This window comes from Methanolobus halotolerans (assembly GCF_004745425.1).
In the GTDB taxonomy this organism is placed as follows: domain Archaea; phylum Halobacteriota; class Methanosarcinia; order Methanosarcinales; family Methanosarcinaceae; genus Methanolobus; species Methanolobus halotolerans.
In genome coordinates this window covers 61,512-74,669 of record NZ_PGGK01000010.1, presented here as the reverse complement: position 1 = coordinate 74,669, position 13,158 = coordinate 61,512, and the positions used below count along the sequence as shown (strand labels likewise).

Genomic DNA, 13,158 nt, shown 5'->3' with positions numbered 1-13,158 from the left:
CGATACTCTTTAAGTTCTGAATTTTAACTGCCTGCTTTTCAATATAAATATAAAATAGATCAATTGAAATAGAATAAGGTTACTAAATAAAGTAACATTTGAACTTTAGCAGTATCCTTAAATCATCAATGATTTTCAGCGGCGAGAGTTAATGAGGAATATAACAATAATCGGCCATAAGGAAAAAGCAAACAATAAGCTTGTATTCATGCTTGGTAAGATAGGCCTTTTAACTCACGTTCTAAATCCTCTTGAAAATACATACCAGAGAGAACTGATTAATGAGAATCCGGATTTGCTTTTTTGTTACGCACATTTGAACGAAGGAATAGTTGGTCACGCTCTCCAGTACTCCCGGGATAAGCAAATACCAATCGTATTCATAGTTATAGAATTCTCAGATGATCTTTGCCAAAAAATACTATCGACCGAATATGTCTGGTACGTTAAGGAACCCTTTGAAGAGAATGTGCTCAGACTGATAGTCGAAAGAGCACTCCTATCCGTGAATAAGTGTAATCCTGATACCATTAACGAAATAAACGAACAAAGCTTACAGCTTGCACTTGAAACTGCCAGACTTCAATTGTGGGAGTGGGACTTTAAAGATGATCATATAATACGGGAAACAACACGAGGAGTTAGTACCGTTATACCGCTTGGGATCTTAAATAGAGATTTTGATGCATTTCACAGTTTTATTCACCCTGATGACAGGAAGATGTTCCGGGAAAAGGTAGGACTTTGCCGGGAAGGAAAGTCAATACATGTAGAATTTCGAAGTATACCTTTTGAAAAAAAGACCTACTGGCACTCTTTATTTCTTAAACCCCTGTTCGGTGAGAATGGGAAGCCTGAAAAGATGATGGGTATCTCCCAGGACATAACACAAAGAAAAGAAACAGAAAAAGCCCTGAAGGAAAGCGAAGAAAAATTCCGTCTCATCGCTGAAAGTGCGAACGATGTTATATGGATACTTGACAGGAATAAGAAATTCATGTACATCAGCCCTTCTGTTGAAAAACTCAGAGGTTATACTCCTGAAGAAGTCATGGAACTGCCTCTTGATAAGAGACTGACACCTCATTCCTTTGCACTTATAGACAGCATACTTGAGACATTTTTCAGGGAGTTTAAAAAAGGCATCATTCCAGATACACCCCGCACAATCGAAGTCGAACAACCATGTAAAGGCGGGTCAACCGTATGGACCGAGTTACACATCAATCCTGTTCTTGATGATGAGGGGAATTTCAAGTTGTTCCTTGGTATCAGCCGTGATATTACCGAACGCAGAAAGCATGAAGCTGAGCTGCAAAGACAAAAAAATATGTTAGACTCGATTTTTAACCTTGCACCCACAGTGATGCTACTGGTGAACAAACACGGAATAATTGAAAAAGTCAACAAGGCAGCCATGGAATGTACAACAAGAGATAAAGAGAACATAATAGGCCATAGAGCTGGAGATGTATTCTCCTGCATCAATGCTTTAAAAGGTAATGGGTGTGGCATGAATGTAAATTGCATCCAATGTGTCTTTAAAAAAGCAGAACAGGAAACTCTTAGAAAACGTTCTGGGGTTCAGAAGAAAGAAGGTACAGTAAGATTTCTCCTGCCCAACGGAAGTCAGATGTCACGGAGTTTTCTGGTATCAACATCCTACATAGATATGGGGAGCGAGCCAAAAATAATAGTTAGTGTCGATGACATTACAGATATCAAAAAAATTGAACGATTTGTAGTAGAATCAAAAACAGAAGCTGAAAATGCGAATCGTGCCAAGAGCGAGTTTCTTGCAAATATGAGCCATGAACTCAGGACACCACTCAATGCAATTATGGGTTATTCTGAAATTCTGCAGGACCGGAACTTCGGAGATCTGAGCCAAAAGCAGAAAAAGTTCGCGGAGCATATCCACACAAGTGGAAAACACCTCCTCGAACTTATAAACAATATACTTGACATTTCCAAAGTGGAATCAGGGAAGATGGAGGTGCACTTCCGGGAGCTCCAGGTACTTGATACGATGAGAAACGTACAGAATGTAATCTCACCTCTTGTAAAAAAGAAACATATTGAACTAAAGTTTTCTGTTGACCCGGACAAACTGTCCCTGAATGCCGATGAGATTAAGTTCAGACAGATACTCTATAACCTTCTGAGCAACGCAGTCAAGTTCACTCCTGAGAAAGGGCTAATAAAAGTGGTTGCACGTAAGAAGGACAATATGGCAGAAATATCTGTAACCGATACCGGTATAGGAATATCGGCAGAGGAGCAAAGCAAACTGTTCACGCCCTTCCATCAGATAGATTCCTCTATATCCAGGAAGTATCAGGGCACAGGCCTTGGACTGGCACTTGTAAAAAGGTTCGTCGAACTACACGACGGTGATATAACAGTCGAAAGCGAACCCGGAAAAGGAAGTACATTCACTTTCACAATACCCATCCGAGATGAAGATGTCTTAATAACTGATGCGGAGATTGAGTCATCCGCAGATTAAGGCTTCAGTGCAAGCTTAATAAAAGCACATGAACCTTTTTGTATTTTTATCTAAAGTAAATCATAAATAAATTATACATACCTTTTTTAGTATTTTTAAAAAAACATACAAAATAACTTTAAATACATAAGATACTAATCAGTAATTGACCTACTTTTTCTTGAAAGTATAGAAGTAAAGGTGGTATGATGGTAAAAGACAGTTTGAAAACTGTAATTGTTTTTTTGGTGTGCTTTGCTGTGCTTATGACATCTTTTATTATGATGGCAAATGCTTCCGAAGTAACACCAGGTATTGTTATTGATGAAAACACACAAATAAGTATAACATCTATCGAACTTACATCTGAATCTGATACAAGCCTTTCACCAATGGTGACTGAAACCGGAAAACTAAGCCTTTCAGTTGACGGATTGGGAACTGCCGGCACCGGAATCATCCAGGTTGAAAAACCAGCTGGTGCAACAGTAAGATCAGCATATATGGCTGCTGCCTCTCTCTGGGGCCCAAACCAGATTGCAGATGGCCAGATAGAGATAGATGGCCAGGATGTTAACTGGGATGACTTTGTCTACAAATATACTTACAATCACTGGGCAGATGTCACATCCCTTGTAAAGGCAAAGATCGACAATGCTCCGGCAGGAAGAATCGATTTCACAATTACTGAAGAATATTCCTATAACATAGATGGAAGTGTACTAGTAGTTATCTTTGACGATCCAAGCCAAGTCAATGACAACACTATTGTCCTACTCTTCGGTGCACAGGATATTGATGGGGACACTTTCAACCTGCTTCTTGCAGAACCCATCAACAAAAGCGTTCCTGACATGAGCTTTGATATGGGACTTGGCATATCATACAGCTATCAGTCAGGTTCATCACAGTACAGCATTGTTGAAGTGAACGGACAGAGACTGACATCCGCAGCCGGTGGATCAGATGACGGGGAAATTGCATCCAATGGCCAATTAATCACTGTCGGCGGGCTGGATGATAGTAATGAGAATCCTGTCAGCCCGTTCCAGACAGCTTATAACGACCAACGCCTGGATGATGAACTGTATAACATCCTCTCATTTGTAGAAAGTGGCAACAGCACAATTTCTGTATACACAAGGAATCCATCAAACGATGATAATATTTTCTTTGCATACTTCAATCTCAAATCAACCGTAGCTGTAGTAGGCGAGGGCATTGTACTCGGACCGGCATCAGCAACTAACCCTGTTGGAACTTATCATACAGTAACAGCAACTGTTCAGGACAATAACGGTGATCCTGTTGAGTCAAAAGAAGTTAATTTTGAGATCCTTTCAGGACCCCACCAGGGATTGACAAACTCAGCATATACGGACAGCAATGGTGAAGCAACATTCACTTACCTTGGTACTGATGATGGAAGCGATGTGATTATTGCCAGCTTTATCAATAGCCAGCAATCGACCGTTTACTCCAATCAGATCACAAAGGTCTGGGAAGGGATTACTTCTGACAAACCAAATGAGGATAAAACTGAAATTCCGGAATTCCCGACAATTGTACTTCCAATTGCAGCCGTACTAGGTCTGGCATTCGTATCCATGAGAAAGAAGAATTGATCGATCCATCTATTCTTCTTTTTTACCTGTTTTTTTATTTACCCATAAATAGTTTGAACTATCGACCCTCCGCTGGCTTTCCGGTATGAATAAAAAAGGTAATGAAGACCGATATTTCTATGCTCACATGAACCCATCGATCAGTTCATTCACAAGCTCGGTCTTTGGTTCTTTCCTGACAAGAGGACCGGACTTCAGCGCATCAAGGCTGTCCCCGAAAACAGGCCTTTCGTTGACATAAAGCACGCCAAGAGGTATCCTTTCACCCCATTCCAAAGATTTTTCGAAGGCTTTAACCCTGTCATTTAAAGGATATTCACTTTCATCCATTTCATAGACCCTTTCTGAATACCATTTGAATGTGTTAAGTTTGTTGAAAGTGACACATGGCTGGAGTATGTCAACAAGTGAAAAGCCTTTGTGCTCGATGGCTTTACTGATAAGTTCAGTAAGATGCTTTATATCACCTGCAAATCCCCTGCCGACAAACGAGCAGTCCTGTGAGATTGCCAGGGCAAGCGGATTAAGCTGCCTGTTGAATACCCCTTCCTGATTGACCTTTGTCTTCATGCCACGCTCGCTTGTGGGTGATGCCTGACCCTTGGTAAGACCGTATATCTGGTTGTTATGAACGAGCAGGGTCACATTCGGATTCCGCCGTATAGCATGTATGAAATGATTGCCACCTTCTCCATAGCAGTCACCGTCACCCGCTATTGCCATGACTGTCAACTCATGGTTCACAATCTTCGCAGCTGTAGCCGGCGGAAGGGTTCGCCCATGCAGTCCGTTAAAGAAATTACATTTAAGGTAGTGAGGAAGTTTTCCAGCCTGCCCTATACCGGAAACCAGCAACATTTCATTGGGAGATCTTCCCAGATCCACAAGAGCTTTTTTCAGGGCTTTGAGTATTCCGAAGTCACCACAGCCCGGACACCATGCCGTATCAAAGTTCCCATAATCTTCAACGCTTACCATTTATACCACCCCCTTTTCCCTCAGGGCATCTATTATGGACTCCGGAGTGAAAGGAAGCCCGTCGTACCGGACAACATTATCATACATCTCAATCCCGGTCTCAGCTGCAAGCAAGCGAGCGAACTGGCTCAACCTGTTATTCTCAACACATATCTTCTTTCCAGACCCTGCAAGCAACTTCCTGATCTTTTCTGCCGGAAGTGGGTATACGTGGGTGAAATGTACCAGATTTACAGAGTGGCCCTGCCCGTTGAGAGTATCCACAGATTCAGCCAGAGGTCCGTAGGTTGAACCCCACCCTATAAGAGTCAGCTCGGCATCCTCAGGACCGTGAACACCGGGGACCTGCATCTCTTCCCTGAGTAGTTCCAGTTTGTTCATTCTTTTGTGAACCATACTTATTCTGTTCTCCTGAGTCTCGTCTATATGTCCGAATTCATCATGTTCGTCACTGTCAGCACCAACAAGCACTCCATCCTGTCCGGGAAGAGCCCTGGGAGAGATTCCACTGGAAGTTATCTTGTATCTCCTGTACTCTCCCTGCATGCCTTTTATGTCCTCATCAGACAGCAGATGCCTTTCAATAGAGATCTTTGCCTGATCAAATCTTTCACAAGTGAACAGAGAGTCTGCAAGATACTGGTCGCTCATTACAATAACAGGTATCTGATACTTATCTGCAATATTGAAAGCCTTGGCAGTCATATAGAAGCAATCCTGGGGAGTACCAGGTGCAAGGACACATCGCGGGAACTCACCCTGTGCGGCATGTATTGCAAATAACAGATCACCTTGCTCGGTCATCGTCGGAAGACCGGTCGCCGGCCCCGGACGCTGTGCCTGGAATATAACCACAGGAGTTTCAGTTATGCCTGCAAGACCAAGCGCCTCCACCATCAGGCAAAAACCTCCCCCGGACGTAGTCACCATAGACCGTGCACCTGTAAAAGATGCACCCAGAACCATATTCAGTGCAGCGATCTCATCCTCGGCCTGTTCAAATACCAGACCGAATTTGTTGGCCTTGCCTGCAATATAGTTCATCACACCGGTTGAAGGAGTCATGGGATAGGAGGAAATGAACTGCAGGCCCGCGGCCAAAGCTCCCAGGCCTACGGCCTCATTTCCTGAAATAAGCATTTTGTTGTGATGTTTTTCAGGTTGCTCGATACCGAACTTGCAGCCATGTGGATAGTTATCCCTTGCATGATCATAACCCGCTCGTGCGGCCTTGATATTATTGTCAATAACTTCCTGGCCCTTTTTCTTGAATATTGAAGAAAGTACTTCTGCCAGGACATCAAAGTCCAGGCACATAAGACCCATAACTGCCCCGACTGCAACAGAATTAGCATATAGCTTATTGCCGCCGGTGTCTTTTGCGATCTTCAAAAGAGGCACATGGAAAAGAGAGTCGTGCTCTTCTTGCGGTTTAACAGTATCCATGTCAACTATCACAACCCCATCTGTCATCTCATCAAGATGTTTCTCAATAGAAGCCCGGTCAAGAGCTACCAGCATGTCAACTTTCTCATCCATTGCTTTTATGCTTTCATCACTGATGCGCATCTGAAAAGTATTATGGCCACCCCTTATCCTTGACAGATAATATTGCGTGCCGAAAACAAAAAAACCACATTTCATCAAAGTCCTTGACAGGACACTTCCAATCGTATCCAGGCCCTGACCTGCTGCTCCACCTATTTTTATAGTAAGATCCACTTTCATTGAAATCCCCCTCTTGGTTCTAATCATAATTTCCAGATATGTAGACCGGGAAACAATTCAACCCGGCAGATACATTAAAAGACTTTACTACCACACATTTGAATTATTCGACTCCTGGCCTTATATTTGTAACCGTCCTATTTAATATTCGATAATAAAATAGGAGAATAAATATTTAAAGATAAGGATATATTTATATAAGATACAATATATCATAATCTGTAGAGATAAGAAAAACAAGGCGCAAAGTGATATAAATGGAAAGGATGCCAACGGGTATTGAGAACTTGGACAAGAAGATCGGGGGCGGCTATCCCAAAGGCAGAGGCATACTTGTAACTGGTGTCCCGGGAGCAGGGAAGACTATTTTCGGACTGCATTTTCTGCATAAGTCCTGCATGGATGGAAAAAAATGTATTATGGTCGCAACCGAGGAAATGCCTGAAGACCTTCTGGAACAGGCAGCCATGCTCGGACTTGGCCTTGATTCTTTCATCGAGAAAGGAAATCTGCGGATCAAGCCTGTTGTTGAGTTCAGAACCGGAGGCATTGCACGTGATTCAATGCTCACTGAAGAGTTCAGTGACACTGAAATAGAGATCATTGAAGAAACCGGCCTGGACAGACACATCAGACCCGATCAGACCGGCTTTAATATAGAGGAGATAGATCTTATCGATATCGTAAGGCTTATTCCGGAAGGTACGGATGTCGCTGTCATCGACAATATCGGAGTTCTTGCTTTCGGACTGACTGCAAAGGAATTCAGGGACAGGTTTGACACATTGAATCGCCTGCTTGCAAAACAAAAGACCACCACCCTGCATATAATGGACGAAGCTGCATATGAAATGACACACAGGATAGCGGATTATTCCACCCACGGGGCGGTAAAACTATTCGTGAAAGAGAATCCTTATACAGGAAATAATGAACGGTTCTTAAGCATACCAAAGATGCGCAGCACCAAAATTGCCCTTGATGTAAATGTATTTGATATTACTGCTGCAGGCATAAAGCTCAAGGGTTCAAAAAGTAAACTTGTTGAGATCTGAATTACACAGGAATATCCATTCCCAGCATTATCCTGAATCTTTCATTTTAGGATTTTATGTTAATATATAGTATTTTATTACAATAATCGTGCATAGCGATAGTTATAAAAATAATTAAAATTAAATACTTATATATAAATAAAATTTATAAATATGTTGTAGTATTGCATATTCAGAGGAGTTGTTAACATTCCCAGCGATCAGAAAGCAAAAATCCTCATTGTTGATGATGAAACAATGAATATAGAATTACTCCGGGCATACCTGGAAGACAGATATAGTGTAATCGCTGCCACCAATGGTCATGAAGCAATTGAAAAGGTCAGGAATGAAATTCCGGACATAATTTTACTTGATGTAATGATGCCTGAAATGAACGGGTACCAGGTATGCGAACATTTAAAAAACGATCCGGAAACACAGTTCATCCCGATAGTTATGGTAACAGCACTTTCCGGCAGGAACGACTGGATCACAGGTATTGAAGCAGGAGCCGACGAGTTTCTGACAAAACCTGTGAACAAACTGGAACTTCTTACAAGAATCAATTCTTTGCTCAGACTAAAGGACCTACACTTCGATCTGTTAGCTGAAAAGAATAAACTGGAGCTTCAAAACCGTATACGTTCAGTGCTTACCCAGATAATTCCGGCTCTATTGAAAACACTACCTCCAGAGCAAAAGAACATTGTTATCCATCAGATGATAGATATGGTCGTAGAAGCTATTTTTGAGAATGTCAACACCGAAAGTGATATTCTTGGATATGAATGCATAGGTGAGCTTTGCTGTCAGATAATCAACCAGCTAGGCTCCAATTTTGAAGTAGAGAACATGGATGAAGGCAAAAGCTTTACTATAAAAGGTGACACTTGTCCATGGGGTAAAGAGGAAGCCCGATCCAACCCCATACTCTGCACACTTTCCAGAGGGATATTCTCAAGGATCATACACATGAGAGAAGAGGACATGGAGGTAGATGTCCTTGAGACCATGGGAAATGGAGACGAGCATTGCCTGTTCGAACTGACAAAGCTGGATTAAGGTATGAGGTCAAGTATCCTTATTGCGAGATAAGCTGCATTGGCACCGTTATCCACACCCACACTTGCAACCGGCACCCCAGGAGGCATCTGGGCTGTTGAGAGCAGGGCATCCAGACCCATCATTTTTGCGCTGACCGGGACACCAATAACAGGCATCTTGGTCTTAGAAGCGATAACTCCCGGCAGAGCAGCTGACAGACCGGCAATTGCAATATAGACTTTTGATTCGCTCTGGGATACATACTCATCGAGTTTGTCCGGATTGCGATGTGCCGATATTACCTGCACATCATAGGAATATTTACTGTTATCCAGCACGCCGGTTACCCTGTTAGCAATAGCTCTGTCTGATTCAGAACCCATTATCACTGCAATATCTATCATATATTTTCTCTCCTATGGAAGATTTCCTTCACCGCTTAATTCATGCTGACGTTCAATGTTCATACGTATAAGGATCTCAAATATCTCTTTAATTGATGAAGTATCAAGATTTTTTTCGGTAGCAGCATAAACAGCACGGTCAAGAACCACATGGTTCTGCCCCCTGTCATTTATCTGCATGCCTTCTTTCTGTTTTGATTCAAGAACTTTTTCTGCAAGACCGACCCTTCTGTGGATTAGCTCAATGATCTCATGGTCTATCTTTTCAATTTCCGTACGTACTTCATTTATAGTGGTCATATGTTCCGCCATCTAAAGTTTACTTGCGCCCCTGTTATTAATCTTCGTACTTATCAGAGTTCCGTTTACACCGCACTCTTCCCATGCTTTCCCGAGAGAGTGTGCAGACCGGTCATTCACAAGTGCAACGTAGGAAGGACCGGTACCCGATAATGTTACACCCTTTACACCAAGTTCCAGTGCACGCATTAGGAACTCCGCATCAAAATCCAGTGCGCTGCAATACAGGAAACCATTAAGAGTCATAGCCTTTTCATACTCCCCTTCCAGAGAAAGACCGTATGCCATATCCACCCATGGAGCTACCAGTTTAGAACGGCCTACATTTGTAGAAGAACTAAAAGATTTCCTGTCAGGTGCAAATATCAACACCCTGGATTCCTTTTCAGACCTCCTGACAAGTTCCATTTCCCGATTATCGGTAACAACAAAACCTCCGAAAAAGGAAGCGCATGCATCATCAAAAGCACCGGTTATGGTAACACCCGAATCTTTAGCTGCTCTTACTCCCAGCTGAATAGCTTCCGAAGGGTCTATTTCCTCACCTATGGCATCAAGTGTTGCGAGCACTGTTGCGTTGGCGGCTGCACTGCTGCTTTTCAGACCACTTGCAAGCGGGACTTCAGTTCTTGTCCTCACAACGCCACCCATCTCAATCCCGAAATGTTCCAGCACATACTCCACAGACTTTACAATCAGAGTCGTATCAGCATCAGACACACCTTCAATATTACCCCTGATAGTTGTCCTGTCGCGGGATAACTCCACGTCTGCATACGTCTTCAGATCAATCCCGAATGCTGCACCTTTCCATGTAGCTATTGCGTTGATAACAGTACCTGCACCAAGCGCATAGGCACTTCCTTCCCTAGTCATTACTGCTGCACCATTTTTGATAACGAAGATAACAATATAACAATGTACAAAGTCCATCAGTTAATATCTGCTACTTTGATGATACCGGAGTTTCTTCCATATCTGTGTTGCAACATAGATGGCAATATGCTATTTAAAGTTTCAGAAATACAAGATATAGAGTAATGAGACATTAGATACATTTATTACACAATACGAGAAAACAATTCATAGAACAGGAAACAACCTGTTCGGACAAACTACAGGGGGAGTAAGATTATGGTACCTTCTACTAATGCGTGCAGTGTTATGAAGAAAGGACAGCGGTTTAGCTGTGAAGAATGTGGAATCACTTTTGAAGTCGTCAGCGAGTGCAGTAGTGGTTGCGGAGATGAGTGTGAAATAACACTTAATTGTTGTGGGAAAGAGATGAAACTGGCCGAAGGATAAAATATAAACCGGTTTTTATCCATTTCAATTTTTTAACAATACCTGACAGTTTTGTATATCACAAGACCTCAATATCCTATCTTATAATTTTATATAGCATATAGCGTGGTTTGCTAGTTTTATATCACAAGTTTTTCCTTGAGCTGAACATAAGAACTTTCGTATGCTTCAAGAATAAGAGGGTCCGGAATTTCTCCACCAGTCCTGTTACCTATACAAAAACCTATGCCTTCCACCTTCTCCGAGTTTTTGCCCGCAGTATCGCCCAGGGTCATCATGTGGAAGCGCGACCTTTTAAAATCAGAATAAACATCTGCAAAAGTATCATTTCCAATATCATACAGGAGAAGTACACCGCTGGAAACTTTACCATAGAACTTGATTTTCTCATATGTCTCTTTTTTCACCTTTGACTGGTCATTATGCAGCGAAACACTTTGCAGATCCACTATAACATTGAATCCTTTTTTTTGTTTCAGACCCAGGGGCAACATATCAGGCGATAATTTTTGATATGCAGTCCCAAGTTCATCAAATTCTTTTGCAACATCCGATTTTTTTTCGTTTATTACAATAAGGCATTCTATATCCCGATCTTTTCCAAGCAATTGTGATATTTCCTTTGCAAATATCTCACAACCGATTATACTCATCAATGACATATACATTGCTCCTTATCCCGTATTCGGGCAGGTCCCCGGGTAGAAGAGCCCCCAAAGAAGAGCCCAGTGACAGCAAAAAGAATATTCTGCATACGGGAATGTTTCGGTTTTGTATCCATCTATATATTTCCCAATAGGAAATGGGGGTTCAGGTAGTATATATAATCAGCGAATGATCCCTGTTCCGGCAGAACACAAACATTCATTGCAAATTCCCCGTGAAAAAGTTATAGAACAGTAGCAGATATAAACGATACTTTTATAACAAATACGCGTTACTATAATTACAATTCTCTAAGAAATACAATTCAAGAGAAACAAAATCAGTGACGCGATAATTTAGAATTGAATTTGTGGTTAACTTGATGATTCTTACATTCGGCATAATCGAGTTTACCTTAAAAGGCGTATTCATGCCACAAAGAAAAGAAAAAATGCTCAATAATGGAACGTTCTACGGATCGCTTATAAGGTGGAGTTTTGCCTAAGTGCTTGCATAACGTATCCGTCAACAGCAACGACCTGAAGAAGCATTTGGAGTTACAGGCAGGATTACGGAGAGATCAGATGAACGAAGTAGTGTTTGGAGTAAAAGACGATAAGCAACTGATATATATCCCTGAGAAATGTATTGGTTGTGGAACGTGCACCACGGCATGTCCTAAAGATTCTTTAGTTATCGGTTCAGTAGGAGCCGTTGCAAGAGGACTTATAGACAAGGATTTTCTAGAAAATCAGGAAGAACTCTGCATTTTATGCGGGATCTGTGCTAAGACATGCCCGACTGGCGCACTTGAACTGAGACAGGCCGGAAAGTCTGTAAATGACAACAGCTACATCAGCGTTGCTCTTAAAGATACAACTGTCAGCGACAACTGTGTGCATTGTGGACTCTGTGAGCAAATATGTCCGCAGGGCTGCATAGAGGTCAAACAGTGGCTTTCGGATGATGGAAGCGCAAGTGTTGATGGTGAAACGATAATAGACCAGGAATGCTGTATTCACTGTGGATGGTGTATGGAAGTATGCCCTGTTGATGCTATTGCTGTGGAAAAACCATTCCAGGGTACATGGCACAGGGACGAGGATACCTGTACCGCATGCAGAACATGCGTGGATACCTGCCCATGTAATGCACTTTTCAACCCCGACTGGGAAGCGGGTCAGAGAGTGGACAAGGTTGCACAACGCCCTGATGCATGTATATACTGTGGCGCCTGCGATATGTGCTGCCCTGTAGATGCAATAACAGTTACCAAGACAGCTATTGTACCTGATGTTGAAAAGAAGGGGCTCCTTGAGAAGAAGCTGCTTAACGTGGAAATGCCAAGACCAACACTCACATCCGTACTGGAGACCGACGAGGAAGCATGCCTCGGATGTGGAAATTGTGTCATAGTATGTCCTGTGAACGCAAGCGACGGGGAAGTCGGAGCCGGTTACCTCAATGAGGTCGACGGTAAGAAACTCCTTGAAGTGAGGAACGGTACGGTTAAGGTTGTTGATCAGAGTATATGCGGATCAGACGGAGCTTGTGCCATGATATGCCCTGTAGATGCTATAAAACTTAAGAAAAGGGAGTTATAA

At 42.3% G+C, this 13,158-nt stretch carries 12 protein-coding genes; 6 read left to right on the top strand and 6 right to left on the bottom strand.

From position 1 onward, the window contains the following. Positions 1-151 precede the first annotated feature (151 nt). Entirely contained in the window at positions 152-2,509 is a 2,358-nt protein-coding gene (locus CUN85_RS09665) for a PAS domain S-box protein (RefSeq protein ID WP_135390123.1), read from the top strand. A 245-nt stretch (positions 2,510-2,754) separates the two neighbouring features. Continuing rightward, on the top strand, positions 2,755-4,113 hold the full coding sequence (locus CUN85_RS09660; RefSeq protein ID WP_235856277.1) for an Ig-like domain-containing protein: 1,359 nt from the start codon (positions 2,755-2,757) through the stop codon (positions 4,111-4,113). A gap of 123 nt (positions 4,114-4,236) precedes the next feature. Here CUN85_RS09660 and CUN85_RS09655 read toward each other — a convergent pair whose 3' ends face one another. Together CUN85_RS09655 and CUN85_RS09650 are read right to left on the bottom strand one after the other, a co-directional pair. Continuing rightward, positions 4,237-5,091 carry a 2-oxoacid:ferredoxin oxidoreductase subunit beta gene (locus CUN85_RS09655; RefSeq protein ID WP_135390121.1) on the bottom strand — a complete coding sequence of 285 codons (855 nt, stop codon included), beginning with the start codon at positions 5,089-5,091 and terminating at the stop codon, positions 4,237-4,239. Further along, positions 5,092-6,819 (bottom strand): 2-oxoacid:acceptor oxidoreductase subunit alpha, encoded by a 1,728-nt coding sequence (locus CUN85_RS09650; protein ID WP_135390120.1) that lies wholly within the window; start codon positions 6,817-6,819, stop codon positions 5,092-5,094. It lies immediately after the preceding gene. A gap of 257 nt (positions 6,820-7,076) precedes the next feature. On the opposite strand from CUN85_RS09650, the gene CUN85_RS09645 reads away from it, so the two are divergent. Together CUN85_RS09645 and CUN85_RS09640 are read left to right on the top strand one after the other, a co-directional pair. Further along, the gene (locus CUN85_RS09645; protein ID WP_135390119.1) at positions 7,077-7,874 is read left to right on the top strand and encodes an ATPase domain-containing protein; all 798 of its coding nucleotides are present in this window, start codon (positions 7,077-7,079) and stop codon (positions 7,872-7,874) included. Positions 7,875-8,042: 168 nt separating this feature from the next. Further along, positions 8,043-8,918 (top strand): methanogen output domain 1-containing protein, encoded by an 876-nt coding sequence (locus CUN85_RS09640; protein WP_328591261.1) that lies wholly within the window; start codon positions 8,043-8,045, stop codon positions 8,916-8,918. On the opposite strand, the gene CUN85_RS09635 is transcribed toward CUN85_RS09640, so the two are convergent. From CUN85_RS09635 to CUN85_RS09625, 3 genes are read right to left on the bottom strand one after another with little or no spacing between them, the layout of a single operon-like run. Beyond that, a complete protein-coding gene (locus CUN85_RS09635; RefSeq protein WP_135390117.1) occupies positions 8,915-9,304 on the bottom strand; it encodes a 5-(carboxyamino)imidazole ribonucleotide mutase in 390 nt (129 codons plus the stop codon). The two genes, CUN85_RS09640 and CUN85_RS09635, sit on opposite strands and share 4 nt — an antisense overlap. A 12-nt stretch (positions 9,305-9,316) precedes the next feature. Beyond that, positions 9,317-9,604 (bottom strand): chorismate mutase, encoded by a 288-nt coding sequence (locus CUN85_RS09630; RefSeq protein WP_135390116.1) that lies wholly within the window; start codon positions 9,602-9,604, stop codon positions 9,317-9,319. A 12-nt stretch (positions 9,605-9,616) separates the two neighbouring features. Then, positions 9,617-10,480 carry a shikimate kinase gene (locus tag CUN85_RS09625; RefSeq protein WP_135390115.1) on the bottom strand — a complete coding sequence of 288 codons (864 nt, stop codon included), beginning with the start codon at positions 10,478-10,480 and terminating at the stop codon, positions 9,617-9,619. A 258-nt stretch (positions 10,481-10,738) separates the two neighbouring features. On the opposite strand from CUN85_RS09625, the gene CUN85_RS13010 reads away from it, so the two are divergent. Then, complete coding sequence (locus tag CUN85_RS13010) at positions 10,739-10,909, top strand: hypothetical protein (RefSeq protein ID WP_167848853.1); 171 nt, start codon at positions 10,739-10,741, stop codon at positions 10,907-10,909. A 119-nt stretch (positions 10,910-11,028) separates the two neighbouring features. Here CUN85_RS13010 and CUN85_RS09620 read toward each other — a convergent pair whose 3' ends face one another. Beyond that, entirely contained in the window at positions 11,029-11,571 is a 543-nt protein-coding gene (locus CUN85_RS09620; RefSeq protein ID WP_135390114.1) for a hypothetical protein, read from the bottom strand. Between the two features lie 567 nt (positions 11,572-12,138). Here CUN85_RS09620 and CUN85_RS09615 point away from each other — a divergent pair. Continuing rightward, positions 12,139-13,158, top strand: coding sequence for a 4Fe-4S binding protein (locus CUN85_RS09615; protein WP_135390113.1), 1,020 nt, complete (start codon positions 12,139-12,141; stop codon positions 13,156-13,158).